This window comes from Streptomyces sp. NPDC029164 (genome assembly GCF_055563995.1).
This window is the reverse complement of the sequence record NZ_JBVHWW010000037.1, coordinates 24,452-51,271: the sequence shown is the minus strand read 5'-3', so window position 1 is coordinate 51,271 and position 26,820 is coordinate 24,452. Positions and strand designations below refer to the sequence as shown.

The 26,820-nt window shown below is 71.3% G+C and carries 29 protein-coding genes and 1 tRNA gene; 16 read left to right on the top strand and 14 right to left on the bottom strand.

The genetic code is table 11. From position 1 onward, the window contains the following. The 7 genes from ACZ4VT_RS30185 to ACZ4VT_RS30155 all read left to right on the top strand — a co-directional run bounded on the left by ACZ4VT_RS30185 (nt 1) and on the right by ACZ4VT_RS30155 (nt 3,738). Entirely contained in the window at nt 1–159 is a 159-nt protein-coding gene (locus tag ACZ4VT_RS30185; protein WP_328298446.1) for a hypothetical protein, read from the top strand. 24 nt (nt 160–183) lie between these two features. Next, a complete protein-coding gene (locus ACZ4VT_RS30180) occupies nt 184–519 on the top strand; it encodes a SpdD-like protein (protein WP_467954394.1) in 336 nt (111 codons plus the stop codon). A 91-nt stretch (nt 520–610) separates the two neighbouring features. Then, a complete protein-coding gene (locus ACZ4VT_RS30175) occupies nt 611–796 on the top strand; it encodes a hypothetical protein (RefSeq protein ID WP_467954392.1) in 186 nt (61 codons plus the stop codon). Further along, a complete protein-coding gene (locus ACZ4VT_RS30170; protein ID WP_467954390.1) occupies nt 796–1,011 on the top strand; it encodes a hypothetical protein in 216 nt (71 codons plus the stop codon). The genes ACZ4VT_RS30175 and ACZ4VT_RS30170 overlap by 1 nt, the downstream gene beginning before the upstream one ends. Continuing rightward, on the top strand, nt 1,008–2,399 hold the full coding sequence (repSA, locus tag ACZ4VT_RS30165; protein WP_467954388.1) for a replication initiator protein RepSA: 1,392 nt from the start codon (nt 1,008–1,010) through the stop codon (nt 2,397–2,399). Before ACZ4VT_RS30170 ends, repSA begins: the two co-directional genes overlap by 4 nt. Beyond that, complete coding sequence (locus ACZ4VT_RS30160) at nt 2,396–2,584, top strand: helix-turn-helix domain-containing protein (protein ID WP_467954386.1); 189 nt, start codon at nt 2,396–2,398, stop codon at nt 2,582–2,584. The genes repSA and ACZ4VT_RS30160 overlap by 4 nt, the downstream gene beginning before the upstream one ends. Then, a complete protein-coding gene (locus tag ACZ4VT_RS30155) occupies nt 2,584–3,738 on the top strand; it encodes a tyrosine-type recombinase/integrase (protein WP_467954384.1) in 1,155 nt (384 codons plus the stop codon). Before ACZ4VT_RS30160 ends, ACZ4VT_RS30155 begins: the two co-directional genes overlap by 1 nt. A 68-nt stretch (nt 3,739–3,806) precedes the next feature. Here ACZ4VT_RS30155 and ACZ4VT_RS30150 read toward each other — a convergent pair. Continuing rightward, nucleotides 3,807–3,881 (bottom strand) — tRNA-Val (locus ACZ4VT_RS30150). Nucleotides 3,882–3,986: 105 nt separating this feature from the next. Here ACZ4VT_RS30150 and ACZ4VT_RS30145 point away from each other — a divergent pair. From ACZ4VT_RS30145 to ACZ4VT_RS30135, 3 genes are all read left to right on the top strand, one after another. Further along, nucleotides 3,987–5,231 carry a hypothetical protein gene (locus ACZ4VT_RS30145; protein WP_467954382.1) on the top strand — a complete coding sequence of 415 codons (1,245 nt, stop codon included), beginning with the start codon at nt 3,987–3,989 and terminating at the stop codon, nt 5,229–5,231. Nucleotides 5,232–5,341: 110 nt separating this feature from the next. After that, the gene (locus tag ACZ4VT_RS30140; protein WP_467954380.1) at nt 5,342–6,091 is read left to right on the top strand and encodes a DUF4383 domain-containing protein; all 750 of its coding nucleotides are present in this window, start codon (nt 5,342–5,344) and stop codon (nt 6,089–6,091) included. A gap of 103 nt (nt 6,092–6,194) precedes the next feature. Beyond that, a complete protein-coding gene (locus tag ACZ4VT_RS30135; protein ID WP_362806105.1) occupies nt 6,195–6,410 on the top strand; it encodes an FmdB family zinc ribbon protein in 216 nt (71 codons plus the stop codon). Nucleotides 6,411–6,481: 71 nt separating this feature from the next. Here ACZ4VT_RS30135 and ACZ4VT_RS30130 read toward each other — a convergent pair whose 3' ends face one another. The 4 genes from ACZ4VT_RS30130 to ACZ4VT_RS30115 form a co-directional block, all read right to left on the bottom strand. Beyond that, nucleotides 6,482–7,141, bottom strand: a complete 660-nt coding sequence (locus tag ACZ4VT_RS30130) for an O-methyltransferase (protein ID WP_467954378.1) — start codon at nt 7,139–7,141, stop codon at nt 6,482–6,484. Continuing rightward, nucleotides 7,138–7,968: an HAD family hydrolase gene (locus ACZ4VT_RS30125; protein ID WP_467954376.1), complete on the bottom strand. Its 831-nt coding sequence runs from the start codon at nt 7,966–7,968 to the stop codon at nt 7,138–7,140. The genes ACZ4VT_RS30130 and ACZ4VT_RS30125 overlap by 4 nt, the downstream gene beginning before the upstream one ends. Continuing rightward, on the bottom strand, nt 7,965–10,547 hold the full coding sequence (locus tag ACZ4VT_RS30120) for a phosphoribosyltransferase (protein WP_467954455.1): 2,583 nt from the start codon (nt 10,545–10,547) through the stop codon (nt 7,965–7,967). The genes ACZ4VT_RS30125 and ACZ4VT_RS30120 overlap by 4 nt, the downstream gene beginning before the upstream one ends. A gap of 83 nt (nt 10,548–10,630) precedes the next feature. Next, on the bottom strand, nt 10,631–11,797 hold the full coding sequence (locus ACZ4VT_RS30115) for an HpcH/HpaI aldolase/citrate lyase family protein (protein ID WP_467954374.1): 1,167 nt from the start codon (nt 11,795–11,797) through the stop codon (nt 10,631–10,633). A 194-nt stretch (nt 11,798–11,991) separates the two neighbouring features. On the opposite strand from ACZ4VT_RS30115, the gene ACZ4VT_RS30110 reads away from it, so the two are divergent. Continuing rightward, nucleotides 11,992–12,741, top strand: a complete 750-nt coding sequence (locus tag ACZ4VT_RS30110; RefSeq protein WP_467954372.1) for a TerD family protein — start codon at nt 11,992–11,994, stop codon at nt 12,739–12,741. 39 nt (nt 12,742–12,780) lie between these two features. Here ACZ4VT_RS30110 and ACZ4VT_RS30105 read toward each other — a convergent pair whose 3' ends face one another. From ACZ4VT_RS30105 to ACZ4VT_RS30080, 6 genes are all read right to left on the bottom strand, one after another. Beyond that, complete coding sequence (locus tag ACZ4VT_RS30105) at nt 12,781–13,521, bottom strand: TerD family protein (RefSeq protein WP_362806095.1); 741 nt, start codon at nt 13,519–13,521, stop codon at nt 12,781–12,783. 122 nt (nt 13,522–13,643) lie between these two features. Then, on the bottom strand, nt 13,644–14,759 hold the full coding sequence (locus tag ACZ4VT_RS30100; RefSeq protein WP_362806093.1) for a DUF475 domain-containing protein: 1,116 nt from the start codon (nt 14,757–14,759) through the stop codon (nt 13,644–13,646). Between the two features lie 25 nt (nt 14,760–14,784). Further along, a complete protein-coding gene (locus ACZ4VT_RS30095; RefSeq protein WP_351291143.1) occupies nt 14,785–15,360 on the bottom strand; it encodes a TerD family protein in 576 nt (191 codons plus the stop codon). A gap of 200 nt (nt 15,361–15,560) precedes the next feature. Continuing rightward, on the bottom strand, nt 15,561–16,136 hold the full coding sequence (locus tag ACZ4VT_RS30090; protein WP_030009302.1) for a TerD family protein: 576 nt from the start codon (nt 16,134–16,136) through the stop codon (nt 15,561–15,563). A 138-nt stretch (nt 16,137–16,274) separates the two neighbouring features. Then, entirely contained in the window at nt 16,275–16,733 is a 459-nt protein-coding gene (locus ACZ4VT_RS30085; RefSeq protein ID WP_351587012.1) for a peroxiredoxin, read from the bottom strand. A gap of 161 nt (nt 16,734–16,894) precedes the next feature. Further along, on the bottom strand, nt 16,895–17,326 hold the full coding sequence (locus tag ACZ4VT_RS30080) for a DUF3052 domain-containing protein (RefSeq protein WP_030711344.1): 432 nt from the start codon (nt 17,324–17,326) through the stop codon (nt 16,895–16,897). Between the two features lie 436 nt (nt 17,327–17,762). Here ACZ4VT_RS30080 and aceE point away from each other — a divergent pair, with 436 nt between their 5' ends. After that, a complete protein-coding gene (gene aceE, locus ACZ4VT_RS30075; protein ID WP_362806088.1) occupies nt 17,763–20,495 on the top strand; it encodes a pyruvate dehydrogenase (acetyl-transferring), homodimeric type in 2,733 nt (910 codons plus the stop codon). Between the two features lie 142 nt (nt 20,496–20,637). Further along, on the top strand, nt 20,638–21,453 hold the full coding sequence (locus tag ACZ4VT_RS30070) for a potassium channel family protein (RefSeq protein ID WP_467954369.1): 816 nt from the start codon (nt 20,638–20,640) through the stop codon (nt 21,451–21,453). A gap of 70 nt (nt 21,454–21,523) precedes the next feature. Here the strand turns inward: ACZ4VT_RS30070 and ACZ4VT_RS30065 are convergent, their stop codons facing one another. After that, entirely contained in the window at nt 21,524–21,919 is a 396-nt protein-coding gene (locus ACZ4VT_RS30065) for a peptidase inhibitor family I36 protein (protein ID WP_362806084.1), read from the bottom strand. Nucleotides 21,920–22,305: 386 nt separating this feature from the next. Between ACZ4VT_RS30065 and ACZ4VT_RS30060 the strand changes: the two genes are divergently transcribed. The 3 genes from ACZ4VT_RS30060 (at nt 22,306) to ACZ4VT_RS30050 (ending at nt 25,257) form a co-directional block, all read left to right on the top strand. Further along, nucleotides 22,306–22,977: a TetR/AcrR family transcriptional regulator gene (locus ACZ4VT_RS30060; RefSeq protein ID WP_467954367.1), complete on the top strand. Its 672-nt coding sequence runs from the start codon at nt 22,306–22,308 to the stop codon at nt 22,975–22,977. A gap of 218 nt (nt 22,978–23,195) precedes the next feature. Further along, the gene (locus ACZ4VT_RS30055) at nt 23,196–24,335 is read left to right on the top strand and encodes an alpha/beta hydrolase (RefSeq protein ID WP_467954453.1); all 1,140 of its coding nucleotides are present in this window, start codon (nt 23,196–23,198) and stop codon (nt 24,333–24,335) included. A gap of 76 nt (nt 24,336–24,411) precedes the next feature. Continuing rightward, nucleotides 24,412–25,257, top strand: coding sequence for a DUF4429 domain-containing protein (locus ACZ4VT_RS30050; protein WP_467954365.1), 846 nt, complete (start codon nt 24,412–24,414; stop codon nt 25,255–25,257). A gap of 163 nt (nt 25,258–25,420) precedes the next feature. Here ACZ4VT_RS30050 and ACZ4VT_RS30045 read toward each other — a convergent pair whose 3' ends face one another. After that, entirely contained in the window at nt 25,421–26,440 is a 1,020-nt protein-coding gene (locus tag ACZ4VT_RS30045; protein WP_467954363.1) for an aldo/keto reductase, read from the bottom strand. Beyond that, nucleotides 26,437–26,820, bottom strand: a complete 384-nt coding sequence (locus tag ACZ4VT_RS30040) for a MerR family transcriptional regulator (RefSeq protein WP_467954361.1) — start codon at nt 26,818–26,820, stop codon at nt 26,437–26,439. The genes ACZ4VT_RS30045 and ACZ4VT_RS30040 overlap by 4 nt, the downstream gene beginning before the upstream one ends.

Genomic DNA, 26,820 nt, shown 5'->3' with positions numbered 1-26,820 from the left:
ATGGACGTCCCGCTCTGGCTCGCCCTGATCGTCGTCGGCGCCCTCGGCATCAAGCTCATCCGCCCGCCCTGGTGGCTCGTCGCCGTGATCCTCCTCGGCGGCTACCTCCTCGCGGACAGCCTCCTCGCCCCCGTCATCGACACCGCCATCACCAAGTAACCCGCCCAGGAAGGAGAACCGCTGATGATCCGCCCCAAGATCCCGGTCAACCCGCTCCCGACCGGCCTCCTCATCCCCCTCGACCAGCCGACCACCAACACCACGGTTAAGCCCCACCACGGCACGGCCCCGGCCTGCGGCTGCGACCACACCCCGGCCCCGGCTCAGCCCCGCGTCCAGATCCCGGCTGTCCGCCTCACCCCGACAGGCCTCGTCGCCGTCGTCGCCGGTGGCGCCGGACTCGTCCTCGTCGTCGGCGCGGTCCTGGTCTCCATGCTCCTGGCCGTCGCCATCACCGGCGTCTCCGTCGCGGTCTGCGCCGTTGTCCTGCGCTCCCTGCTCAACCAGAACCACCGCTAACCGGCCCCGGGACGGTCGTCAACCGCCAAGAAGTCGCCGTCCCGGCGCCGCGCTCCTGCCCGAACCAAACGACCCGGAAGGAAGCACCATCATGGCCCAGCCCACCCACACCCCGCGGCAGGTCTGCCCGAACTGCGACGGCCACGCCTCCGTCGCCGTCACCCTCGGCGGCCGCGACCGCACCGGCGCCCGGCGCACCATCACCGCCCACTGCCCGACCTGCCACGGCACCGGCACCCGCCGGCCGCAGACCACCACGTTGGAGGTGCAGGTCTGATGGGCCTCTTCAGCCGCAAGAGCAACGAAGATGACCGCTTCGCGCGCGACGAGGGCGAGGTCTGGGACCAGATCAAGGAAGACGCTGCCCACTACCGCCGAGTGCGCGAGTTCCACAACGAGAAGGAGACCGCCCGGCCGACCAAGAGCGGACAGCCGACCTCCGGCCCGTCCTGCGACACGGCCAACACCCCTCGACCGCGGCGGCGCTGGTGAGCGACTCCGCGACCCTCGCGGACCTGGACCCCGGCCTCCTCGGCGACATGCTGAAGGTGGCCGGGGCTCCCGGTTACGCCCGCTGGGAAGACCAGATCCGCCGCACGGGCGGTTGCTCCGACCCGATCCACATCACCGGCTGGACCGTCGCCAAGGACAAGACCTCGGGCGAGATCCTCCACCGATACTCCACCGAGAACGAGCCCGGAGCCCGCCTCCGCATCGCCTGCGGCAACCGCCGCGCCTCCCGCTGCCCGGCCTGTGCCTGGACCTACGCCGGAGACACCTACCACCTCATCCGGGCCGGGCTCGCCGGAGATGACCGCCGCGACATCCCCGCCACCGTCCGCGAACACCCCCGCGTCTTCGCCACCCTCACCGCACCCTCCTTCGGCCCGGTCCACAACCGCCCCGCCGGACGAGCCTGCCGCTGCGGCACGCACCACCAGGAAGACGCCACCGAACTCGGCACCGCCCTCGACCCCGCCACCTACGACTACGCGGGCGCCGTCCTCTTCAACAACCTCGCCGGACAGCTCTGGTCCCGCTTCACCAACCGCCTCCGCCGAGAGATCGCCATCAGGGCCGGACTCCCCCGCCGCGAACTCGCCGACCTGTGCCGCGTCTCCTTCGGCAAGGTCGCCGAATTCCAGAAACGCGGAGCCATCCACTTCCACGCCGTCATCCGCCTCGACGGACCAGACGGCCCCGACAGCCCGCCACCCGCCTGGGCCACCACCCTCCTGCTCACCGAAGCCATCCGGGCGGCCGTCGCGCACTCGTACTCCTCGGTCAGCCTCCCGCCCGCCGGCGACCAGCCCGCCCGAACCTTCCGCTGGGGTACCCAGCTTGACGTACGCCCTATCAAGGCCTTCGGCGACGGCTCCGACATCACCGAGCAGGCCGTCGCCTCCTACGTCGCCAAGTACGCCACCAAGGCGGCCGAGAACACCGGCACCCTCGACCACCGCATCGGCAACCGCGAAGCCCTGGTCCTCCTCGACGTACCCGACCACACCGCCCGCCTGATCGGGGCATGCCTCGACCTCGACCCGCTCTATTCCGACCGACGCCTCGCCGCCTGGTCTCACATGCTCGGCTTCCGCGGCCACTTCTCCACCAAGTCCCGCCAGTACTCCACCACCCTCGGCGCCCTCCGCCAGACCCGCGCCGACTACCGCGCCGCCCAGGAACGCGAAGCCCGCGGCCTCACCGACACCGAACCGGACACCGTGCTCGTACTCACCTCCTGGCAGTACGCCGGCCACGGCCACACCCCCGGCGAATCCGTCCTCGCCGCCACCATCGCCCGCGACATCAAGCTCAACCGCCAGACCGCCCGCGAAGCCCTGTACGACCAACTCGCCCAGGAAGGAACCGCGTCATGACCACCGCCAGCGCCGAACTGCTTACCGTGCCTGAGGTCATGGAGCGGCTCAAGCTCGGGCGCTCGACCGTCTACGACCTCATCCGGTCCCGGCGGCTCGTCTCCATCACCATCGGCCGGGCTCGGCGCATCCCGGCCGACGCCGTCCGCGAGTTCATCGACCACGAGATCGGAGAGGCTGCCTGATGGCCAGCCAGCGCAAGCGCAATCCGAACGGCGCGGGCACCATCACCCAGCGCAAGGACGGCCGTTTTCAGGCTGCCGTGTACGTCCTCCAGCCTGACGGGACCCGGGCCCGGAAGTTCGCCTACGGCAAGACCTGGGCTGAGTGCGACGTGAAGCGTCGGGACCTGCTCGCCAAGGTCGACCAGGGCGTGCCCGTGCCGACGCGGTCCGCCAAGCTCTCCGAGTGGCTGCCGTACTGGCTCGACAACATCGTCAAGCCCCACCGCAAGCGGACGACCCACGCCAAGTACGAGGTGCACGTCCGCCTCTACCTCGTGCCCCTGCTCGGGTCGAAGCGACTCGAATCTCTGAGCGTGGGCGACGTTCGGCGGGTCCTCGTGCAGCTCCAGAAGAAGACCAGCGCCGCGACCGCCAAGGAGTCTCATCGGGTGCTGCGGACCGCTCTCGCCGCGGCCGTTCGGGAGGAGCTGGTCACTCGGAACGTGGCGACGCTGGTGGAGCCTCCGAAGGTTGAGGATCGGGAACTGACGCCGTGGACCCTCCAGGAGACGTTGGATTTCCTCGCCGCCGGCCGCAAGGATCCGCTCTTCGCCGCCTTCGTGCTGGCCATCGCGCTCGGCTTCCGGCGGGGTGAAATCGTCGGCCTGCGGTGGGAGAACGTGGACCTGGAGAGGCGGGAGATCCGGGTACGGACACAGCGGCAGCGCGTCGGCGGTGAAGCCTACGAAGACGGACCCAAGGGCAAGCGCCGTCGGCAGACCCTCCCCCTGCCCGGAATCTGCGTCGCTCCCCTGCGGTGGCAGCGGATGAAGCAGGCCGAGGCGCGGGCCAAGGCCGGGGACACCTGGCAGGACACCGGGTACGTGTTCACCACCCGGACCGGGCGGCCCATCGAGCCGCGGAACGTCTACCGGTCCTTCACCCGCGTGGCCAAGGACGCCGGGCTGAGGGTGATTCGCCTGCACGACGCGCGGCATGGGACGGCCACGTTGTTGACCGCCGCCGGCGTGCCGCCCCGGGTCGTGATGGAGATCCTCGGGCACTCGCAGATCGCCGTGACGATGAACGTCTACGCGCACGTCGTGCAGGACACGCAGCGCGAGGCGATCGGGCATATGGACCGGCTGCTGAGGCAGCGCCCCGGCCGTGCCTGACCGCTCCCGTTGATGTCAGAGGTGGATGCAAAAGGCCCCCGACCATTGCTGGTCGGGGGCCTTTTTGCTGGTGGGCGCGGACGGTTTCGAACCGCCGACATCTGCTTTGTAAGAGCAGCGCTCTACCCCTGAGCTACGCACCCGTGGATGAGTGGACAGCCTACATGGCGTGCACGCCCCCCACGCAAACCCGTTGCCGTGGGGGAGAATGGATCGGGGCATGGCGGACGCGGTACGGGAGAGGGATTGTGACGACGGCATCCCGGCGGTGGTTCGGTGGGCGGGACGAGAGTCGGCGGGCGGATGCGCAGGCGGCGAAGGATGCCGCCGCCGCCGCGTTCTACGAGCTGGATACGGCACAGCGGGATCTGCGGATCTCGATCGAGACGATCGCCGCGGCGGACGGGTCGCCCGCCGCGCGGCAGGCGACCGAGGGCTTCGCCGCGCTCGGGCAGCGGATCGACCAGGTCAGTCATGTCTACATCGAGGCGGTCGACGCGCACGACCTGGACCGGCCCGAGCTGGAGGGTTCCGTGGCGACGCGGGCCCGGGAGGAGCTGACGCGGGCGCGCGACGAGCTGGTACGGGTCAAGGGCGAGCTGGAGCGGTTCGCGCAGGGGTTGCAGCCGCTGCTGGACAAGGCCGAGACGCAGCTCGCGCGGGTCGCGCCGGCGCGGGAGCGGGCCCGGGCCGCGCTGATCGGGGCGAGCGACGCGCTGGACGCCGTACGGGCCAAGGGCATGCGGGCCGATGATCTGGCGGCGCGGCTGGCTGCGCTCGGACCGGAGCTGACCAAGCTGAACCAGGGCGCGGCGCAGCACGGGGTGCAGGAGACGGTGCAGCGCGCGGACCGGATCCTGCGTGACGCGGAGGCGATACGGGCCGAGGTGGCGCGGCTGCCGGAGCGGGCGGCGGAGATCGACCGGCGGCTGGTGAGCCTGCGGACGCGGGCGCAGGCCCTGCGCAACCGGGCGGACCGGGTGGATCCGGTGCTGAGCGAGTTGCGCCGGCGGTTCAGTGCCGCGTGCTGGCAGGACCTGCAGCACGTGCCGGATCAGGCGGTACGGGACGTCGCGGAGGCGGAGGACCGGCTGAAGGAGGCCGGCCGGGCGCGGGACGAGCAGCGCTGGGCGGACGTGGGGGCGCTGATCGAGGCGGTCCGCGGCTCGCTGGACGCGACGGACGAGGCGGTGTCGGCGGCGCAGGACCGGTTGACGCGGTTGGAGGCGGTGGCGCGGGATCCGCAGGCGGAGGTGGATCGGACGCGGTTCGCGATCCGGGACGCGCAGCGGCTGGCGATGGCGGGCCGCAGCGTGCCGGATCCCCGGCATGCGGGGCCGCTGGACGATGCGGTGGCACGGGTCGGCCGGGCGGTGGAGGGGCTGGAGGGCCGGCACCCCGACTACTGGGCGTTCCTCCACGAGATGGAGGACGTACGGACCGCCGTGAACCGGGTGGTGAGCGGGATCCGGGCGGAGCTCGGGCAGGGGTAGGCCAGGTCTGCGAAAGAGACCGCGGGCGGTGCCGGAGCCGGTCCCGTTTGTTTCGTGGCGTGCGGCGGCGGATGCTGGGAGGTGCCGGGAACGGACCAGAGGAGGGCACCATGGCTGCCCGCACCTTTCGCAAGCCTCCTGCGGCGGTGACCGAGGAGCCGGGGCCGTACGTCGCTCACGCGGCGTACGGGTGCACCGAGCCGCATGAGCACTACGCGCCCTACGTGGCCCACGAGCCCGATCCTGATGCCCCCGCTCCACCGCACGTCGCCGACAGGCTGTCCCGGCACGTGGGGCGCGCGCTGCATCCGGTCAACGCGCGGCTCGACGATCATCTCCCCACGGACCACAAGCTGAGCCAGGTGTACCGGGTCGGGGCGGGGCTGACGGGACTGCTCCTGGTGGTGTTCGGGATCCTGGGGCTGATCGATCAGATCGGGTTCTTCGACACCGGCGGGGACACGGTGCTCGCGCTCAACACCAACGGGGCGCTGAGCGTCCTGTCGATCTGCATCGGTGCGCTGCTGTGCTTCGGGATGGTGGTGGGCGGCACCTTCGCCTCGACCCTGAACATCGTGCTGGGCGTGCTGTTCATCGCGAGCGGGTTCGTGAATCTGGCGCTGCTCGACACGGGGCTGAACTTCCTGGCCTTCCGGATCCAGAACGTGCTGTTCAGCTTCGTCGTCGGCGTGATGCTGATGTGGTTCGGGATGTACGGGCGGGTGGGCGGCGCGCTGCCGCACGACAATCCGTACTGGCGTGCCCGCCACCCCGAGCAGGCGGCGCGGGAGGACCGGGCGCGGCAGGTTCAGGGGCGGGGACGGGGACGGGCCCCCGTGGTGCACGGCCGCTGCCCGTAGCCGTGGCCTGAGCGGCGCGGTACGGGGCGGTGCTACGCGGCGGTGCGGTACGCCGCCGCGCCGTACGTAGCGCCCGGGCGCCGGGCGCGCTTAGCCTGTGCGCATGCCTCGATACGAATACCGCTGCCGGACCTGCGACGACACCTTTGAGGTCAGCCGGCCCATGGCGGAGTCCTCCGCGCCCGCCGACTGCCCGGCCGGGCACGCCGACACCGTCAAGCTGCTGTCGGCCGTCGCCGTCGGCGGGACGAGCAGTGCCCCCGCGCCCGCCCGGGCGGCGGGCGGCGGAGGCTGCTGCGGTGGCGGCGGCTGCGGCTGAGCCCCCAGCCGGGAGCGTCCGCAGCGTCAGGGGCGTGCGCAACCGCAGGAGCGTGCGCAACCGCAGGAGCGTCAGCGCTTGCGCGAGAGCGTGAGGCCGTCCGAGATCGCCAGCAGGACGGACTCCATGCGCGGGTCGGCCGCGACGTGCTCGTTGTAGGCGCGGACGCCCGCGGCCGCGCCGCTGGCCGACTCGTCGAGGACCGTGCCGTGGTAGAGCGTGTTGTCCGTGACGATCAGGCCGCCCGGGCGCAGCCGCGGCACCAGTTCCTCCCAGTAGTCGATCTGGCTCTCCTTGTCCGCGTCCACGTAGGCCATGTCGATGTGGGGTTCGGTGGGCATGGCCCGCAGGGTCTCCAGCGCGGGTGCGATCCGCAGCTCGATGCGGTCCGCGACGCCCGCCTCCTCCCAGGCCTCCCTGCCGTACGCCGTCCACTCCTCGGAGACGTCGCAGGCGATGAGGCGGCCGTCGGCGGGCAGTGCCTGGGCCATCGACAGGGCCGAGAAGCCGGTGAAGGTGCCGACCTCGACGATGTGGCGGGCGCCCGTCAGCCGGACGAGGAAGGCCAGCAGCGGCCCCTGCTCCTCCGCCGACTGCATGCCGGCGACGTCGGGGAACTTCGCGTAGGTCGTCGCCACCAGCCCCCGCTGGACGGCGTCCAGCGGGGGGTTGTGGCGGAGCACGTACTGGTAGAGCTCGTCCGTGATCTTTGTGCTGTTGCCCTTGGTCATGCGCCCAGTCTGCCGAGCCGGCCCGCCTCACGGGTGAACGCGCGCAGTATTTCCTCACCGGCCTGGACGCCCACCGTGGTCAGGGCCGTCACCGACGGAGCCGTCCAGGCCGCGTCGGCCAGTTCGCCGTGGCCCGGGCGCCAGCCCGCGTCCGCCGCGAGCAGCAGGTCCGCGTCGAGCAGCGAGTCGCCGGCGGCGAGGGTGGTGGTGGCTCCGGTCCGGCGGGCGACCTCGTGCATCGCGGCGCTCTTCGTGAGCGGGCGCGGGACGGCGTAGATCTTCCGGCCCTGGAGGGAGACCGACCAGCCGCGCGCGTCGGCCCACTCCGACAGGGCCTTCACCCACTCGTCCGGGACCAGGGCCCGCTCGACGACGAGGTACGCGAAGAGGTCCTCCGCCACGCGCGTCTTGCGCAGCCATGCCGGGTCGGCCGTGGCCAGCAGGTGCTGGTGGACCTCCTCCAGCGGGGCGCACTCGCGTGCCAGGCGCGCCGCGACCTGCCGGCGCCAGTCGCGGTCCGGCACCCCGTCGACGAGCAGCTGTCCGCCGTTGGCGCAGATCGCGTAGGCGGCCGGGCGGCCGGGGAAGCGGATGCGCTGGTACTGCTTGCGGGTGCGCGTCGTCGTCGGCACGAAGACCACCGAAGGGTCGGCCGTCAGCTCCGTCAGCAGTCCCGCCGCCGTCTCCGTCATGTAGGACAGCGGCTTGCTCTCGTGGACCTCGACGCACAGCAGCCGCGGGGCCACCGGGTCGGGCATGGTCAGGCCGAGGGCGGCCGTCGAGTAGATGAGCGTACGGTCGAGATCACTGGCTACGAGGACAGTCACTTCGAGGCCACAGCCTTTCCGTCGGCGCCGGTGGCGCCGCGCGTGAATCGGGGGTGGATGAGTCCTACGCACGTGTAGGGCAGCCCGTCGACCTCTTCCACCGGGACCCCGCGCTGCTCTGCGAGCAGCCGTACGTGGTCCAGGTCGGGCCCGGCGCCGCGCTGCGCCAGGATCTTCCACGGGACCCGGCGCAGGAGCACGCGGGTGGTCTCGCCGACGCCGGGCTTGACGAGGTTCACGTCGTGGATGCCGTACTCCTCGCTGATCCGCTCGACCGCCGCCCAGCCTTCCCAGGTGGGGGTGCGGTCGGCCGCGAGCAGCTCCTTGACCTCCTCGTCGACGGCGTCGGCCACCTCGTCGAAGTGGGCGGCGACGGTGTCGACGAAGGCGACGGAGACGTCGGCTCCGGCGAGCTCGCGGTAGTACTTCGCGCCGTGGAAGTCCGCGGGACCGACCAGGTCGGACCTCAGAACCGTACGCGAGATGAGACCGGAGACGGTGGAATTGAGACAGGCGGAGGGGATCAGGAAGTCCTCGCGGGTGCCGTACGTGTCCACGCAGGAGCCCGGGTCGGCGAGGACGACGATCTCCGGGTTGAAGCCCTCGTACTCGGCGAGGGCGTCGCGCAGCTCGCGGGTGATGGCGCCCTTGCCCGTCCAGCCGTCGACGAAGACGATGTCGGCGGGGTCGTGGTGGGCGGCGAGCCAGCGCAGGGCGTTGGCGTCGATGCCGCGGCCGCGGACGATGGAGACGGCGTAGTGCGGCAGGTCGAGGCCGTGCCGGGTCTGGGCCCAGCGGCGCATCAGTACGCCCACGGGGGTGCCGGCGCGGGCCAGGGAGACCAGGACCGGGGAGGGGGAGCGCTCGGCGAGGACGGTCTCGGTGACGGTGCCGACGGCGCGGGCGATGCGGGCGGCGGAGGCCGTGAGGGCGCTCTGGTAGAGCTCCTGGTACTGGGGGGACGGCTGGTACTCGACGGGCAGGGATTCGGCGTAGTGGGCGCCGCCGGCCTGGATGGCCTCCTCGCGCTCCTCGGTCGGGGCCTCCAGCTCGACGTCGGAGAAGTCCTGGAGCAGCCAGCCGACGTCCTCGGGGGCGTACGAGGAGAAGGCGGGGCCGCGCAGGGGCTCGGGCATGATCGGCTCCTGCCGGTGGGGTGTGTCCGGTGCATCGGGTACGTGCGAGTCGGGTACGTGCGAGTCGGGTACGTGCGAGTCGGGTGCGTACGAGGGGACGACGGCCAGCACGACGCGGCCGGTGTGCGGGGCGAGGGCCGCGAGCAGCCCGGCGTGGAGTTCGGGGGTGTCGCCGGCCGAGTCGACGACGGCGACGACGGCGTCGAAGCCGGCGCCCGCGACGTTGTAGGCGTAGCGGTCGCCCGGGCCGTCGGCGGGGGCGTCGTGGGCCGGGAAGACCAGCCTGGTGCGGATGGCGTAGCCGGGGTCGTCCACGGCGAGCACCGGCGAGCGGGTGGTGGTGGAGAAGCGGACCTCGCGGGCCGCGCCCGCCTCCTCCAGGGCCTTCGCGAGGCGCAGCGGCGCGTACATCAGCTCTTCGTTGCCGAGTACGAGGATCCGGCCGGGTTCGGTGCCGAGCGCTGCGCTGAGCCGGGCGGCGATGTCCGGCAGGGCGGTTTCCAGGCGGGCGCGGTGCGTGGGGGTGAAGCCGTGGCGGCCGCCGTCGGGGAGCCCGGAGGGCCAGTTCAGCTCGACGCGCGTGACGGGCCGCGGGCCGTCTGCCGGGGCTCCGGCCCTGACTCCGCTCCGCACACGCCGGTGGGGCTGGATGTGCCCGGTTGCGGGGACGTCCACGCCCGGAGGTGCGGGCTCCGGTTTTGCCGGGGGCGCGGGCTGATTGCGCCCGGCCGCCTCGTACTCCTCGACCAGGGCCCGGCCCTTGGCCAGGACGTCGGCCGGGAGGGAGACCGTGCCCGAGGCGAGGGCCATGAGGTCCACCCGCGCGCCCAGCTCGGCGGCGAAGGCGGTGAGCCGGTCGCGGTCGGCCGGGGAGCGCATGTCGACGAGGGCGACGACCACGTAGTGCGGGCGGGGATGGCGGGCGTGCAGGTCGCGGATGGTGTTCAGGACCGTGTTGCCGGTGGAGAACTCGTCGTCGACGAGGACGAGGGGGCCGTTGCCCGCGAGCAGCTCCGGGTCCTCGGGCAGCAGCAGGTGCGAGGTGGCGTGCGAGTGCGCCTCCTCGAAGCCGCCCGCGGGTTCCACGCCCGGCACGGGCCGGCGGGTGGAGTGCAGGTAGGGGGCGCTGCCCAGGCCGTCGGCCACGCAGTGGCCGAGCCCGGTGGCGGTCTCGGCGTAGCCGAGGACCACGGCCGCGGCGGCCCCGTCCTCGCCGAGCAGGGCCCGGACGCGTTCGCCGAGCCCGTACCCGGCGGCGTACACCGTCCGCGGGGACTGCGGGACGTGCTTGCCCAGCACCTGCGAGACCAGCAGGTGCGCCCGCTTGGGGTTGCGGCGCAGGGCCAGTCCGAGCAGCTCCGTCAGCCGCGGACCGCCTTCGGAGTCCTCCAGGCTGACGCCCAGCCGCTCCGCGACCCAGGTACCCGACCACACTGCTTCTATCGTCTTGCCTTTCCTCGTCGTCCGCGCGTCCGTCGGCGGCCGCGCGTCCCTCTCTGTCCGGTTCCGCCGTTCCAAGGGCCTGCTCACACCTGGAGTCCGGCCGTGAGGAGGTCGACGAAGCCGACCTCCTCCTTCGCCACGCCGAAGACCTCGGCGCGCAGCATGGTGCGCTCGGCCCAGGCCCGGTGGGGCTTCACCTCGTTCATCTTGTTCGTGTAGGTGGAACGCATGACTCCGCCGCCGCCGCGCTCCGGGCGCAGGATGTCCTGTGCGTCGCAGAACTCCTCGTGCGAGACCACGGACAGTGCGTGCACGGGGGTGACGTGGGCGGGGTGGATGCAGGTCTTGCCGAGCAGTCCGTTGGCCCGGTCGAGTTCGATCTCGCGCAGCAGCCCGTCCAGGTCGTGCTCGATGAGGGCGGTGCGCAGTTCCTCCACGCCCTCCTCCAGGAAGGGGCTGCGGCGCAGCTGGGGCTTGAAGAGGCGCTGCTGGCTGCGGAAGTACTCCCAGACGGGGCCGGTGACGGTGAAGCCGGTGCCGTCGGCGCGGCTGAGGACGTTCACGACGTCCGCGATCACGCCGGCGACGATCTGGACGTCGTAAGCGGTCATGTCGGGGGTGCGGCGCAGGCCGTAGGCCGAGCAGAAGTCGGTCACGCCGAGCCGCAGCGCCAGGACCCGCTCGCGGTGGCTGTTGACCGTGCGGGAGATGCCGGCGAGGGCTTCGACGCGGGTTTCCAGGTGCAGGAGGTCCGGGGTCTCCAGGACGGGCATGGCATACAGGCGGGGCGCTCCGCCGGCGGCCTCCGCCTGGGCCACGGCTTCGAGGAAGGCGATGCCCCGGCTCTCGTCGAACTTGGGGAGTACGAATCCGGCCAGGCGGCGTACGGAGCCGCCCAGGCGGCGCACCAGGTCGGGTATCTGCTCGGGCGTGCGGACGCGGATGAAGAGGAGCGGGAGCTCCGCTTCGTCGGCGTCGAGCTCGGCGAACTGCCGGACGAGGTTCTCCTCGGCTTCGCAGACGTCGGCGTCGCTGATGGAATCCTCCAGGCAGAGGACCATGGAGACGACTCCGCGGCCGGCCTGCTTGCGGATGTCCGCGGCGAGTGCGGGGCGGGTGGCCGGGCTGTAGAGCGTGGCTCCGAGCGCGGCGGCGAGGACACGGGAGGGCGAGGCTCCGGTGAATTCAGCCGGTTCCTGGTGGAAGAGGTCCTTACGGACGGTGGGCGATATGTGCCCAAAGTGACGCATGTGCTTCCCCCGTACTGCCTCGGCGGCCCAACTGGCATGGCCGGTAATAGTACGTACGAACGTGAGTCAAGAGTTCCTCAAGCACATGAAGTTCAGGTAACCCTCTTGCACCATGCCCAGGTCTCGCGTTCGAGACAAGGCCCTACGGGGGGCCGCATTGTCCCGCTCCACTCCGGGAGGGCAGGATGACGTGCATGACGCACGCGATGCAGAAGGGCTCGAACATCCCGGTGGCCGCCGTGGCGGTCCGGGCGGTGCTGCGCTGGACCAGCGGCCCCGAGGTGCCGGACGTGGACGCCTCCGCGCTGCTCGTGGGCCCGGACGGCCGGGTGCGTTCGGATGAGGACTTCGTCTTCTACAACCAGCCCCGGCACCCCTCGGGGGCCGTGTGGCGGCTGGGCAAGAAGCAGCTCGGCGACGCGATCACCGACGCCGTCCAGGCGGACCTGCGGACGGTGACTCCGACGGTGGACCGGATCCTGGTGGTCGCCTCCGCCGAGGACGTCCCCTTCGAGCGGGTCCACGACCTGCGGATCCTCCTCTACGACGCCACCGCGACCGGCGGCTCCGAACCGCTGGCCTACTTCGACGTACGGCCCGAGACCGGCGCCGAGACGGCGCTGATCTGCGGGGAGCTGTACCGCCGGGGCGAGGGGTGGAAGTTCCGCGCGCTGGGCGAGGGCTACTCCGACGGGCTGGTGGGCCTGGCCACCGACCACGGGATCTCGGTCGACGAGAACGCCGCCGAGCCCGCCGCGAGCCCGACGGCCGGCCCCACCTCCGAGCAGACGACGGCGATGGCCCCGCCGGCCCCGCTCACCCAGGCCCCGCCGGCCGCCCAGCCCGCCTACGGGTACCCGCAGCCGGTGTCCCCGGTGCCGGGGCCGGGCGGCGATCCGTCCTTCCGGCTGCCGGTGCAGGGCCCGCAGTTCATCCGGCGCTGAGCCGGTACCGCCCCGGCGGTGACGCCGCCGGGGCTCCGGTCAGCTCTTGGTGCTCTTGTAGCCCCGCCCCCACTGGAGCCCCCAGCCGTACAGCCGGTCCAGCTCGGCCTGGAACCCGTACACGAACTTCACCTCGCGCCGTACGACCAGCTCGCCCTTGACCTTCTCCAGGGAGACCACCGCGCAGGAGCGGGCCTGCGGGTGCCGCTCGTCCAGCGGGATCTCGATCCGCGGCCCCGTCACGGGGAAGAGGGTCACCATGGCGTGCGTCCGGTCGAAGGCCGGGGTCTGGTCGTAGATGTAGACGAAGACCAGCAGCCGCTTGATCTCGTCGGCGTGGTCGAGATTGACGTAGAGGGTCTCCCCCGACGCCGAACCGAACCGGTCGTCCCCGCTGAGCTTGACGTACGGCGGGTCGTTGAGGTCGCCCAGCAGGTTCCCCAGCGGCTGTACGGCGCCGCGGGTGCCGTCGGTCAGCTCGTACAGGCAGCCCATGTCGAGGTCGACGTTGACCATGCCCTGGGTGTGCGCCTGCACCATGTCCGGCTTGAACAGCTTGAACGGGTGCCGGAAGAGCTGGCCGCTCTGGCCCGAGCGGCCGCCGATGTCCGAGGTGCGCATGCGCCAGGACAGATTGACGCGCAGATTGCCGTGCACGGCCCCCTGCTTGGTGAGCGACACCGTCGGATGCCGCTTGGTCAGCTCGATCGCGTTCGACGAGGCGCTGCCCGACTGGAACTGCACGGCGCGGCTGCCCATGATGCCGTCGAAGAAGCCCATCCCCTACCCCCCTGATCCCCTGGTCCCCTGATCCCTGTGCGCGTGCGCAAGCGGGGCGGCCCGCCGGGTCCGTGGACCCGGTGGACCGCCCCGCAGTTGAGCGTTCCGCATTACCGCCGCGGTCATGCCTCGGCGGTGGAACCCTCCAGTTCCAGGCGCTTGTTGCGGCGCACCGAGGACCAGAAGGACCATCCGATGAGCAGCACGCCGACGAGACCGGTGATGATCTCGTTGATCTCGTACTGGATGGTGACGAGCAGGATCACGGCGAGGGCGCCGATGGCGTAGTGCGCGCCGTGCTCCAGGTAGACGTAGTCGTCGAGGGTGCCCTGGCGGACCAGGTAGACCGTCAGCGAACGGACGTACATGGCACCGATGCCGAGGCCGAGGGCCATGAGCACGATGTCGTTGGTGATGGCGAAGGCGCCGATGACCCCGTCGAAGGAGAAGGAGGCGTCGAGGACCTCGAGGTAGAGGAACATGAAGAAGGCGGCCTTGCCGGCCATGGCGACGGCCGAGACGGGCTTGCCGGTCCGCTTGGCCTCTTCCTCCGCCTCGTGCTCGGCCTCCTCCTCTTCCTCCAGTTTGTTCTCGAAGTAGCCGGAGAGGCCACCAACCACCATGTAGGTGATCAGGCCGAGGATGCCGGAGATCAGGACGGTCTGCGCCTTGTCCACATGGATGCCACCGTGCTGGTGGGCGTTGGCCCCGACGGTCATCGAGGCGACGACCAGGACGATCAGCGCGATGCAGGCGGACAGCATGTCGACCTTGCCGAGCTTGGCGAGCGGACGCTCCAGCCAGGCGAGCCACTTGATGTCACGGTCCTCGAAGATGAAGTCGAGGAAGATCATCAGCAGGAACATGCCACCGAACGCGGCGATGGACGGGTGAGCGTCCGTGACGAGCTGCTCGTACATCTCCTTGTCGTTGAGGGCCAGTTCCACGGCCTCGATGGGCCCGATCTTGGCGCTGATCGCGACGATCACAACGGGGAAGACCAGTCGCATGCCGAAGACCGCGATGAGTACGCCGATGGTGAGGAAGATCTTCTGCCAGAAGGCATTCATCTTCTTCAGGATTCCGGCGTTGACCACCGCGTTGTCGAAAGACAGCGAGATCTCGAGGACCGACAGGATCGCCACGATCCCGAAGGCTTGCCACCCCCCGTAGAACACCGCTGCGACCAGACCGAGCGCAGTGATTGCGAACGACCAGCCGAAGGTTTTGAGAACCACTGGCACCCCATCGTCTTGTACGGCTTTACGAAACGTTGACCCCGAAGTCTAGAGCGATGCCCCTGAGCCCCGACGCGTACCCCTGCCCCACCGCACGGAACTTCCATTCGCCCCCGTACCGGTAGACCTCACCGAAGATCATCGCGGTTTCGCTGGAGGCGTCCTCGGAGAGGTCGTAGCGGGCCAGTTCCTGTCCGTCGGCCTGGTTCACCACGCGGATGAAGGCGTTGCTGACCTGGCCGAAGCTCTGTCGGCGGCTGTCCGCGTCGTGGATGGAGACCGGGAAGACGATCTTGTCCACCTGGGCCGGCACCTTGGTGAGGTCGATGAGGATCGACTCGTCGTCACCGTCACCCTCGCCGGTGAGATTGTCGCCCGTGTGTTCGACGGAGCCGTCGGGGCTCGTCAGGTTGTTGTAGAAGACGAAGTACTCGTCCCCCAACACCCGGCCGCTGTTGCACAGCAGCGCGCTGGCGTCGAGGTCGAAGTCGGCTCCCGTGGTCGAGCGCGCGTCCCATCCGAGACCGATCAGCACCCTGGTGAGGTTCGGTGCGGCCTTGGACAGGGAGACATTGCCCCCCTTGGCGAGTGTGACGCCCATGTTGTGGTCCTCCCCGGACGACGGTGTGGCGGTGTGCCGGTGTGGTGAAGCGGCCGTGCGATGCGGCGGTGAAGCGGTGCTGCGATGTGGCGGCGGTGCGGTGGTGCGATGCGGCGGTGGTGCGATGTGCGGTGGTGCGGTGAACCGCGTCCGGCGCCGTACACACAGTGCACGGCGCCGGACGGATGAACTGCTCGGGGTCAGACGTTGACGCCGAAGTCCTGCGCGATGCCGCGCAGGCCGGAGGCGTAACCCTGGCCGATGGCACGGAACTTCCACTCCGCGCCGTTGCGGTAGAGCTCGCCGAAGACCATGGCGGTCTCGGTCGAGGCGTCCTCGGAGAGGTCGTAGCGGGCGAGCTCGGTGTTGTCGGCCTGGTTCACGACGCGGATGTACGCGTTGCGGACCTGGCCGAAGCTCTGCTGGCGGCTCTCGGCCTCGTAGATCGAGACCGGGAAGACGATCTTGGCCACGTCGGCCGGGACGCCGGCGAGGTTGACCTTGATCGCCTCGTCGTCGCCTTCGCCCTCACCGGTGGTGTTGTCACCGGTGTGCTCCACCGAGCCGTCGGGGCTCTTCAGGTTGTTGAAGAAGACGAAGTTCGCGTCGCTGGTGACCTTGCCCTGGTCGCTGGTCAGGATCGCGCTGGCGTCGAGGTCGAAGTCGACACCGGTGGTGGTGCGAGCATCCCAGCCCAGACCGACGATGACCGCCGTCAGGTTAGGCGCGGCCTTGGTCAGCGAGACGTTGCCGCCCTTGCTGAGGCTGACTCCCACGGGTCCTCCATTGGGTTCTGTGTGGGGCGGTGCCCCGTCGTGCGGTTGCTACCGGATCAACGTTTCGATCCTAGTGACGGGTTCCCGCCCGTAAGCGGTTTTCGCAGGGAACTGCGCATACGGCCCTGGCAGACTCGCTCAGAGGCTGTCGAGCGCCTTGATGTACTCGTTCAGGTCACGCGCGTCGGGCAGTCCGTTGACCACGCTCCAGCGCACCACGCCGTCCTTGTCGATGACGAAGGTGCCGCGGACCGCGCAGCCCTTCGCCTCGTCGAAGACGCCGTACGCGCGGGAGGTTTCCCCGTGCGGCCAGAAGTCCGACAGCAGCGGGTACTCCAGGCCCTCCTGCTCCCCGAAGACCCGCAGGGTCGGCACGGAGTCGTTGGAGACGGCGAGGAGCTGGACGTCGTCGTTCTGGAAGCGCGGCAGCTGGTCGCGCAGCTCGCAGAGCTCGCCGGTGCAGACGCCGGTGAAGGCGAACGGGTAGAAGAGCAGCACCACGGCCTTCTCCCCGCGGAAGTCGGAAAGCCGCACGGTGGCGCCGTGGTTGTCCTTGAGCTCGAAGTCCGGGGCCTTGTCGCCGACCTCGATCGCCATCTCTCGCATCCCTTCGTTCCCGCATCCCTGCATTGGGCTGTTCGGGTGAGGCAAAGCCTAGGGCCTCCGGTGGCCCCGGGCCGTGAACGCACACACCCCGCCGACCGGGGTCACCTGGTGGGCGGGGTGTGGAAGCGTGTCCGCTCGGCAGCGGGCGCGGCTCAGCGCTTGGACTTGGCGGCGGTCTTGGGCGTCACCAGCTTGGTGGCGGCCCACTCCTTACCGACACTGATGCTCCTGGTCTGCGAAAGGCCGGCGGTCTCGGCGGCCTCGCTGATGTCGCTGGCCTCGACGTAGCCGGGGCGGCCCGTCTTGGGGGTCAGCAGCAGGATCAGTGCGCCGTCCTCGACCAGCTCTGTGGCGTCGACCAGCGTGTCGGTCAGATCGCCGTCTTCCTCCCGGAACCACAGCAGCACCGCATCGGCAACGTCGTCGTACTCCTCGTCGACGAGGTCGTTGCTGATGTGGTCCTGAATGGACTCACGGAATTCCTGATCGACGTCGTCGTCGTAGCCGATCTCCTGGACCACCTGTTCGGACTGGAAACCCAGCCGGGCGGCCAGGCTCTCCGCGTGGTCCGCGGTCGCGCTCACGGGGTGCCTCCTGCTCATGTTCGGTGAATGTCTTCGGCGGCGCGCGTACGCGCAGCATTGGGCGTAGTCCACACGGGCGCGGCGGATCGCGCAAGTACCCGGCCGCCGAGACCGTCGAAACGGTGACGATTACGGCCGTCTCGCCGCAACTTTCAGCCTTCCCGTGTGCACCTCTGGTGATTCATCCCACACCATTCCAGCTCATTCGGCATCATCGGCGGCCCTCGACGGCTTTCCTACCTGTTTGAGCGACGGACGGCCACACGAAGCGCGTGCCCGGCTCGGGCGTAAGATCGCGGTTTGTCCGGACCCGCGACCGATCTTCCGGCCATTACCCGGTGGTAAAGATGACGATTTCGGTCGAGCGTAAGACCATGGGAGGCGGCGCCCCCCAGATACGGCTTCAGCACGACTCCCCCGACAGCGAAGGAACAGCGTGGCTTCCGCATCCGATCGCAATCCGATCATCATTGGCGGCCTGCCGAGTCAGGTCCCGGACTTCGATCCGGAGGAGACGCAGGAGTGGCTCGACTCCCTGGACGCAGCGGTCGACGAGCGGGGCCGTGAGCGTGCCCGCTACCTGATGCTGCGGCTGATCGAGCGAGCCCGCGAGAAGCGCGTGGCCGTGCCCGAGATGCGCAGCACGGACTACGTCAACACGATCGCCACCAAGGACGAGCCGTTCTTCCCCGGCAACGAGGAGATCGAGCGCAAGGTCCTCAACGCCACCCGGTGGAACGCGGCCGTGATGGTCTCGCGCGCCCAGCGTCCCGGGATCGGTGTGGGCGGCCACATCGCCACCTTCGCCTCTTCCGCCTCCCTCTACGACGTGGGCTTCAACCACTTCTTCCGGGGCAAGGACGAGGGTGACGGCGGCGACCAGATCTTCTTCCAGGGGCACGCCTCCCCCGGCATCTACGCCCGCGCCTACCTCCTGGACCGGCTCTCCGAGCAGCAGCTCGACGCGTTCCGGCAGGAGAAGTCGAAGGCACCGTACGGCCTGTCCAGCTACCCGCACCCGCGGCTGATGCCGGACTTCTGGGAGTTCCCGACCGTCTCGATGGGCCTCGGCCCGCTCGGTGCGATCTACCAGGCCCGCATGAACCGGTACATGGAGGCGCGCGGGATCGCGGACACCTCCAAGTCCCACGTTTGGGCGTATCTCGGCGACGGCGAGATGGACGAGCCGGAGTCGCTCGGCCAGCTGTCGATCGCCGCCCGCGAGGGCCTGGACAACCTGACGTTCGTCGTCAACTGCAACCTGCAGCGGCTCGACGGCCCGGTGCGCGGCAACGGCAAGATCATCCAGGAGCTGGAGTCGCAGTTCCGCGGGGCCGGCTGGAACGTCATCAAGCTGATCTGGGACCGTTCCTGGGACCCGCTGCTGGCCCAGGACCGCGACGGCATCCTGGTCAACAAGATGAACTCGACGCCGGACGGGCAGTTCCAGACGTACGCCACGGAGTCGGGCGCGTACATCCGCGAGCATTTCTTCGGCGGCGACCAGCGGCTGCGCGCGATGGTCGAGAACATGACCGATTATCAGATCCAGCACCTGGGCCGCGGTGGGCACGACCACAAGAAGGTGTACGCGGCGTACGCGGCGGCCAAGGCGCACAAGGGCCAGCCGACGGTGATCCTGGCGCAGACGGTCAAGGGCTGGACGCTCGGTCCGAACTTCGAGGGCCGCAACGCGACGCACCAGATGAAGAAGCTGACGGTCGACGACCTCAAGCGCTTCCGCGACCGCCTGCGCATCCCGATCACCGACCAGCAGCTGGAGGGCGGGGCGCCGCCGTACTACCACCCGGGCCGCAACTCCCCCGAGATCCAGTACATGCACGACCAGCGCAGCTCGCTGGGCGGCTACGTGCCGACCCGTGTGGTGCGCGCCAAGCCGCTGCAGCTGCCGGGCGACGCGACGTACGCGGCCGCCAGGAAGGGTTCGGGCCAGCAGTCGATCGCGACCACGATGGCGTTCGTCCGCATCCTGAAGGACCTGATGCGGGACAAGGAGATCGGCAAGCGGTTCGTGCTGATCGCGCCCGACGAGTACCGCACCTTCGGCATGGACGCCTTCTTCCCGAGCGCCAAGATCTACAACCCGCTGGGCCAGCAGTACGAGGCGGTCGACCGCGACCTGCTGCTCGCTTACAAGGAGTCGCCGACCGGGCAGATGCTGCACGACGGCATCTCGGAGGCGGGCTGCACGGCCTCGCTGATCGCCGCGGGTTCGGCGTACGCGACGCACGGCGAGCCGCTGATCCCGGTCTACGTCTTCTACTCGATGTTCGGTTTCCAGCGCACCGGTGACCAGTTCTGGCAGATGGCCGACCAGCTGGCGCGCGGTTTCGTCCTCGGCGCGACCGCCGGACGGACCACTCTGACGGGTGAGGGCCTCCAGCACGCCGACGGCCACTCCCAGCTGCTGGCCTCGACGAACCCGGGCTGCGTGGCGTACGACCCGGCGTACGGCTACGAGATCGCGCACATCGTCAAGGACGGTCTGCGGCGCATGTACGGGCCGGAGGCGGAGGACGTCTTCTACTACCTGACCGTCTACAACGAGCCGATCCAGCACCCGGCCGAGCCGGCGGACGTCGACGTGGACGGCATCCTCAAGGGCATCCACCGGGTGTCCCGGGGCACGTCGGGCATCGTCGGGGCGCAGCTCATGGCCTCGGGCGTGGCGGTGCCGTGGGCGCTGGAGGCGCAGCGGATCCTGGCCGCGGAGTGGAACGTCCGGGCGGACGTCTGGTCGGCGACCTCCTGGAACGAGCTGCGCCGCGAGGCCGTCGAGGTGGAGGAGCACAATCTGCTCCACCCGGAGGAGGAGCAGCGCGTTCCGTACGTGACGCGGAAGCTGTCGGGTGCGGAGGGGCCGTTCGTGGCGGTCTCGGACTGGATGCGGTCGGTCCCGGACCAGATCTCGCGGTGGGTGCCCGGCCCGTACACCTCGCTGGGCGCTGACGGTTTCGGCTTCGCGGACACGCGCGGTGCGGCCCGGCGCTTCTTCCACATCGACGCGCAGTCGGTGGTCCTGGCGACGCTCACCGAGCTCGCGAAGACCGGTCAGGTCGACCGTTCGGTGCTGAAGCAGGCCGTGGACCGGTACCAGCTGCTGGACGTGGCGGCGGCCGACCCGGGCGCGGCGGGCGGGGACGCCTGACGCCCGCGGCGGGCTCGGCGGGGTGAGGGCGGGCGGGCTGTGCCCGGTCCGCCCCGCCTCCTGCGCACAGCGTGCGGATCGGCGCGGGTCCCGGCCCCGACTGGGGCCCGCGCTTCTTTATGCGTTGCCTACGATGCTCCGTATGAAGGAACCCTCCCGTCAGCAGGTGTGGGAGCGGCGGAGCCAGACCCCGCTGCTCGTGCTCGCCCTGGCCTTCGCCGTGGCGTACGCCGTGCCGATCGTGGCCCCCGACGCGACCGCGGAGGTGCACCGGGCCTGCACCTCCGTGGAGTGGCTGGTGTGGGGCGCCTTCGCCCTGGACTACGTGGTGCGGCTGGGCCTCTCGGCGTCCCGGCGGCACTTCGTCCGGACGCACTGGCTGGACCTGGCCGCGGTGGTGCTGCCGCTCGTACAGCCGCTGCGGCTGCTGCGGCTGGTCGCCACGTTGATGCTGGTGGGCCGGCGGGCCCGGATGGCCCCGCAGATCCAGCTGACGACGTACGTGGCCGGGGCGGTCGTGGGGCTGCTGATGTTCGGCTCGCTCGCGGTGCTGAGCGTGGAGCGGGACGCCCCGGACGGGAACATCAAGAACCTGGGCGACGCCGTGTGGTGGTCCTTCACCACGATGACGACGGTCGGGTACGGGGACCACTCGCCCACCACCGGCCTGGGCCGGGTCCTGGCCGTGGGCCTGATGCTGTCGGGGATCGCCCTGCTCGGTGTGGTGACCGCCAACATCGCCGCCTGGTTCATCTCCCGTTTCGAGCGCGACGACCAGGCGGAGCGGCTGCAGCTGGCGGCCCTGCGGGAACTGCGCGAGGAGGTACGGGCGCTGCGCGGCGAGGTCGCCCGGCTGGGCGGCGCGGCGGCCGCGAGCGGGGTCGCGGCCGGGGACACGGCCCTGCCCGCGCACGCGGCCGCACCCGAGGACGCAGCCGCAGCCGCACCCGCGCCCTGACCCGGACCTGGCCCCGGCCCCGGCCCCGGCCCCGGCCCCGGCCTGCCGAACGCCCCGGCGCCGCGGGAAGCTACCTCTCCCACACCTTGAACGCCCGCACCTGGTAAGGCGACTGGGGCAGCCAGACCCCGTCGCCCGGGTAGGTCTGGAACTCGCCGGTCTCCGCGCACTCCGCCGACTGGTACGTGGTCACCGGCCGCCCGGTGCGGTTGGTGAGCGACTGGGCGCTGGTGCCGGCGGGCAGCGCGGTGCAGCTGTTGACGTCCAGGGTGCTCAGCTCGTGGGTCCGCTTGGTGCCCTTGAACTCCGGTTTCGCCCACAGGCACAGCTGCCCCGTCGCGCAGGCCCCGAGGGCCGGCGGGCCCGCGGCCTGGGCCGTGGTGGCCGTACTCGGGATGAGGGCGGTCAGGGCCAGGACGGTCGCGGCGAGGACGGTGGTGACGCGCGTGGTTCCACACGTACGCATGACGGGTCAACTCCTTGTTGACGGCGGGCGCCCGGACCGTTTCCGGGGCCTCGACGACACCACGCTGACCTGCGGTGACGGGCGGGCGGAAGGGGCCGCGGGCGGGTCCACCCGGATAGGCGACGGCCTCGCCGGAACCGTCCGGTGGGGCCTTCGTACGTACGGAGTTGACACTTCCGGAGGCCGTCGGCGCGGGCCCGCGCCCGCCTCTGCGCGGTCGGGCACCCCGGCGGCGGCCGACCCGAACGTGTCATGCGCGGCCGCTCGCGCAGCCCGGCCCGGGAGGGCGGCAGGCCCTTCGCAAACGGCTTAACGCGACGGCCGCCGCCCCGCCCGTCACAGGTACTCTGACCGCCCACTCGGCGTCGGAAGGGAGCCCCGGAGTGATGATCGACGAGCGGTCGGCGCCGGCCGCGCCGGTGCCCGGACTGCGCGAGCGCAAGAAGCGCCGCACCCGGGACGCCCTGCTGCGCGCCGCGCTCCTGCTCTTCCTCTCGCAGGGGTACGAGCGCACCACCGTCGACGAGATCACCGACGCCGTGAACGTGTCCCAGCGCACCTTCTTCCGCTACTTCGCCAACAAGGAAGAGGTCGTCTTCGCCGTCCAGGATCTGACGGAGGCGCACTTCGTCGCCTCCCTGCACGCCCGGCCGGCCGCCGAGGGCCCCCTCGAGGCCATGCGCGGCGCGGCGCTCGCCGCCTGGGACACCGTCGAGGAGGCCCTTGCCGACGTGGTCCCCGTCGACCTCTACATGCGCAGTTATCGGCTGATCGAGTGCACCCCGGCCCTGCTCGCCGTGCACCTGCGGCGCTCCACCGAGCTGGAGGAACGGATCTCCCGGCTGATCGCCGCCCGCGAGGGCCTGGACGTGGACGCCGATCCGCGGCCGCGGGTGGCCGTCGCTGCGTTCTGCGGTGTGCTGCGGGTCACCGGACGGCTCTGGGGGCAGGGCGAGGACACCAGCGTGGCCGCGATCCGGCGGCTGACGGAGACCTACCTCGACCGCATCGGCCCGTCCCTGGCGGCGAGCTGGCGCATGCACACGGCGGAGGCCTGATCGGCAGGACACTCCGGGGAGTTGTAGCGGATCACCCGCGTTCCGTAAGGGGTCCCACGCTTGGCCGTGAGTCCTGTCACCCGGGGCGCCACGGCCGGTGGGGGTCTCCTACGCTGGTCCCAGTGAATCTGTCCGGCCTCGCCCACTCCCCCGTTCCCGGCGCCGACCCGCGCCCTGCCGCCCTGCGCGCCCTGCTCGCGCTGGCGGTGGTCTTCATCATGCTGGCGACCACCGGCTGGACAGCCGTTCACCGGCCGGAGGGGGGCACCCCGCTGCGGGCCGCCGCGCTCCAGGCCTGGGCCAAGGCCAGGATCGACGGCCGTCCGGTGCCGCCCGCCGACGCCCCCGTGCGGACGGTGGCCCGCTTCTTCGCCGGCCTGGACGGGGCCCAGCGGGCCCGGCTCGCCGACGGCTACCCCTTCGTCGTGGGCAATCTCGACGGGGCCCCCGCCGCCACCCGCTACCGGGCGAACCTGCACGGCCTGGAGCAGGCCCGCCGGGTCGAGGAGGCCCGCAGCCGCGACGTGGCCCTGACCCCGGCCGACCGGGCGGAGGCCGGCCGCCGCTCCCACCGCTTCGCCTCGCTCGCCGGCCCCGGCCGGCAGATCCTCACCTTCGATCCCAGCGGCGGCGGGCGCGTGGCCGAGGTCTTCGGTGACCTCGACCGGGCCCGCCGGGTCTCGGTGATCGTGCCCGGTGTGGACACCGACGCCCTCACCTTCGAGCGCACCCAGCGCCGCCTGACCTCCCCCGTCGGCATGGCCGAGTCCCTGTACGCGAGCCAGCGCGCGGCCGCGCCGGGCGGCCGGACGGCGGTCATCGCCTGGGCCGGCTACACCGCGCCCACCGGGGTCGGCATGGACGCCGCGACGGGCCGCATGGCCGTCGACGGCGCGGTCCGGCTGAAGGCGCTGACCACCTCCCTGCCCGGGGACTCGGGCGTGGCGCTGTTCTGCCACAGCTACGGATCGGTGGTGTGCGGGGTCGCCGCGCACGAGCTGCCGGAGCGGGTGACGGACGTGGTGGTGGCGGGCAGCCCCGGGATGCGCGCGGAAAACGTCGAGGGGCTGCGCACCTCGGCGCGGGTCTGGGCGACGCGGGACGAGGGCGACTGGATCGCGGACGTGCCGCACCTGGAGGTGGGCGGGGTGGGTCACGGCGCCGATCCGGTGTCCCCGGAGTTCGGGGCGCGACTGCTGTCCTCGGCGCGGGCCAAGACCCACACCGGCTATTTCGCGCCAGGAACGGACTCGGTGGAGAACTTCGCCAAGATCGGAACCGGCGCGTTCGGTTCCGTTGTCTGCGCGAGCGGGGACGACGCCTGCAGGCGTGGAATTTCCGGGACAGAGACGGACTGACGCGCGTAGAGGGGCGGAAAACGGGCTCCGCACCGAGGGGGGACGCGCGGGGGCGCCGCCCTTTACGATGTGCCGCATGGGTGACGTACTGGCCGGAAATCATGCCGTCTGGGAGTTCGACTCGGACTCGGTGCTCATCCGCTTCGCACGGGGGATCAGAACGCCGAGAGTGCCGAGACTCCTGCACGCCCTCGGCGCGCGCCGGATCCCCCTCGAAGCGGTCTCCGAGGTGACCGTGAGCGCCGGGAAGCGGGACACGGTGGTGCTGCGCGCCGTGCCGCGGCCGGGCGCGGATCCGCTGATGGAGGCCGCAGCCGGGCAGCTGAAGGAGAACTGCGACCCGTACCGGCTGGTGCTGCCGGGCGACCGGGCGCCGCACGCTGCCGCGTTCGCGGAGGCCCTGCGCTCCCGCCTGGGGCCGGACGCCGGCGAGCCGGCCGACCGCTTCCTGGTCGACGTACCGCCGCCGCCGGTCCATCTGAAGGCGTTCGACGCCCGGGTGGGCTTCGACGGCTCGGCGGTCACCTTCCACTGGTCCCGCACGGGTGCCACCAGCACCAAGTGGAAGGCGGGCGACCAGCACGTCCCGCTGTCCTCCCTCACCGGCGTCGAGTGGTGCTCCCCGGAGGGTCCGGGCGGCCACCTGCGGCTCCTCGTACGGGACACGCCCTGCGATCCGCGCCCGGACCACGACCTGACGGCGGTCGTCTTCGGCGTGGGCTACGGGGCGGTGCACGAGTCGCTGCCGTTCGCGGCCGCCGTCCTGGCCGCGGTGCGCGGCCGCGCCCGGGTCGCCGCCGTGAGCTCCGTCCCGGCGGCGCGCACCGGCGGCGAGCGCCTGCGGCACCTGGACGAACTGCACAGCGCCGGACTCCTCACGGACGCCGAGTACGTGGCCCTGCTGGACCGCTTCCGGGCGTAGGAACCTGCCGCTCCAACGCGCCGGACAGCGGGGACTGCCCGTGCGCACCCCCGCCACGCCGGTGGTCGGCGGTGGTCCTGGTCCTGGCCGCCCTCGCCCTCTGGGCCGCCTTCGCTGTCCTGCGCACCCGGCACCGCTGACCGCGGGCGGCGGCCGGGGGCGGCTAGGCCTCGCGGGCTTCCGAGGTCGCGCTCATGTCCGGGTAGCGGTCGCCCGCGACCTGGGCGGCGATGGGCTCCAGGCGGGCCAGCTGCGCCGGCGTGAGCGTGATCCGGGTGGCGGCGGTGTTCTCGCGCAGGCGGCCCGGCTTGCGGGTGCCCGGGATGGGGACCACGGTCAACGCGTGCACCGCCGCCCGCTGCTGCACCCAGGCCAGGGCGATCTGCGCCGGGGTCGCCCCCAGCTCCTCGGCGATCTCCCGGACCGGGGCCAGCAGCGCCGCGTTCGTCTTCGCGTTCTCGCCGGTGAACCGCGGCTGGTGGCGGCGGAAGTCGTCCTGCGACAGCTCCGCGGTGGCGTCCGCGAAGGACCCGGTCAGGAAGCCCCGGCCCAGCGGGGAGTACGGCACCAGCGCCACACCCAGCTCCGCCGCCGCGCCCACCGCACTGCGCTCCACGCCCCGGCTGAACAGCGACCACTCCGACTGGAGCGCCGTGACCGGGTGCACGGCGTGCGCCTCGCGCAGTTCGGCGCCGGTGACCTCGCTGAGCCCGAGGTGGCGCACCTTCCCCTCCCGCACCAGCTCCGCCATGGCGCCGACCGACTCGGCGAACGGCACGGCGGGGTCGCGCCGGTGCATGTAGTAGAGGTCGATGACGTCCGTGCCGAGGCGGCGCAGGCTGTCCTCGACGGCCCGGCGGATGTACGCGCGGTCGTTGCGCACGCCCCGGTAGGCGGGGTCGTCGGTGCGCTCTATGGCGAACTTCGTCGCCAGGGTGATCTCCTCGCGGTGCGCGGCCACGAACGGGGCGAGGAACTCCTCGTTGCGCCCCCGCCCGTACACGTCCGCGGTGTCGAAGAGGGTGACCCCGGCGGCCAGCGCCGCGTCGAGGGTCTCGCGGGCGGCCACCTCGTCGGTGTCCCCGTAGAACTCGCTCATGCCCATGCAGCCGAGGCCCTGGACGCCGACCAGCGGGCCGCCCTTGCCGAGCTCGGCCTGGTCGATCTTCGTGGCTTCCGTCATGGCTGTGCCTTCCCCGAGTAGATGCCGATCTTGTAGTCCAGTACGGCCAGCGCGTCCGTGAGCTCCGAGATGCGTGCCCGCACCTCGTGCCGGGTCCGCTCCAGCAGCTCGCGGCGCTCCCCGACGGTGTGCCCGCCCTCGCGGACCAGTTCGGCGTACCGGACCATGTCCGCCACCGACATCCCCGTGGTCCGCAGCTTGCCCACGAAGGCCAGCCAGTCGAGGTCCTTGTCGGTGAAGCGCCGCTGTCCCGAGTGGGAGCGGTCCACGTGCGGCATGAGGCCGATCCGCTCGTACCAGCGCAGGGTGTGCTGGGTCAGACCGGTCCGCGCCTCGACCTCGCTGATCGTGTACCGCGTCTGCGTCAGGCTCTGGCTCAT

Excerpts from the sequence above, each read along its gene's own strand:
- ACZ4VT_RS30185 (WP_328298446.1), top strand. The coding sequence starts at position 1 with ATGGACGTCCCGCTCTGGCTCGCCCTGATCGTCGTCGGCGCCCTCGGC.
- ACZ4VT_RS30180 (WP_467954394.1), top strand. The coding sequence starts at position 184 with ATGATCCGCCCCAAGATCCCGGTCAACCCGCTCCCGACCGGCCTCCTC.
- ACZ4VT_RS30175 (WP_467954392.1), top strand. The coding sequence starts at position 611 with ATGGCCCAGCCCACCCACACCCCGCGGCAGGTCTGCCCGAACTGCGAC.
- ACZ4VT_RS30170 (WP_467954390.1), top strand. The coding sequence starts at position 796 with ATGGGCCTCTTCAGCCGCAAGAGCAACGAAGATGACCGCTTCGCGCGC.
- ACZ4VT_RS30160 (WP_467954386.1), top strand. The coding sequence starts at position 2,396 with ATGACCACCGCCAGCGCCGAACTGCTTACCGTGCCTGAGGTCATGGAG.
- ACZ4VT_RS30155 (WP_467954384.1), top strand. The coding sequence starts at position 2,584 with ATGGCCAGCCAGCGCAAGCGCAATCCGAACGGCGCGGGCACCATCACC.
- ACZ4VT_RS30140 (WP_467954380.1), top strand. The coding sequence starts at position 5,342 with ATGGCTGCCCGCACCTTTCGCAAGCCTCCTGCGGCGGTGACCGAGGAG.
- ACZ4VT_RS30135 (WP_362806105.1), top strand. The coding sequence starts at position 6,195 with ATGCCTCGATACGAATACCGCTGCCGGACCTGCGACGACACCTTTGAG.
- ACZ4VT_RS30130 (WP_467954378.1), bottom strand. The coding sequence starts at position 7,141 with ATGACCAAGGGCAACAGCACAAAGATCACGGACGAGCTCTACCAGTAC.
- ACZ4VT_RS30115 (WP_467954374.1), bottom strand. The coding sequence starts at position 11,797 with ATGCGTCACTTTGGGCACATATCGCCCACCGTCCGTAAGGACCTCTTC.
- ACZ4VT_RS30110 (WP_467954372.1), top strand. The coding sequence starts at position 11,992 with ATGACGCACGCGATGCAGAAGGGCTCGAACATCCCGGTGGCCGCCGTG.
- ACZ4VT_RS30105 (WP_362806095.1), bottom strand. The coding sequence starts at position 13,521 with ATGGGCTTCTTCGACGGCATCATGGGCAGCCGCGCCGTGCAGTTCCAG.
- ACZ4VT_RS30095 (WP_351291143.1), bottom strand. The coding sequence starts at position 15,360 with ATGGGCGTCACACTCGCCAAGGGGGGCAATGTCTCCCTGTCCAAGGCC.
- ACZ4VT_RS30085 (WP_351587012.1), bottom strand. The coding sequence starts at position 16,733 with ATGGCGATCGAGGTCGGCGACAAGGCCCCGGACTTCGAGCTCAAGGAC.
- ACZ4VT_RS30070 (WP_467954369.1), top strand. The coding sequence starts at position 20,638 with ATGAAGGAACCCTCCCGTCAGCAGGTGTGGGAGCGGCGGAGCCAGACC.
- ACZ4VT_RS30065 (WP_362806084.1), bottom strand. The coding sequence starts at position 21,919 with ATGCGTACGTGTGGAACCACGCGCGTCACCACCGTCCTCGCCGCGACC.
- ACZ4VT_RS30060 (WP_467954367.1), top strand. The coding sequence starts at position 22,306 with ATGATCGACGAGCGGTCGGCGCCGGCCGCGCCGGTGCCCGGACTGCGC.
- ACZ4VT_RS30055 (WP_467954453.1), top strand. The coding sequence starts at position 23,196 with ATGCTGGCGACCACCGGCTGGACAGCCGTTCACCGGCCGGAGGGGGGC.
- ACZ4VT_RS30050 (WP_467954365.1), top strand. The coding sequence starts at position 24,412 with ATGGGTGACGTACTGGCCGGAAATCATGCCGTCTGGGAGTTCGACTCG.
- ACZ4VT_RS30045 (WP_467954363.1), bottom strand. The coding sequence starts at position 26,440 with ATGACGGAAGCCACGAAGATCGACCAGGCCGAGCTCGGCAAGGGCGGC.
- ACZ4VT_RS30040 (WP_467954361.1), bottom strand. The coding sequence starts at position 26,820 with ATGAGCCAGAGCCTGACGCAGACGCGGTACACGATCAGCGAGGTCGAG.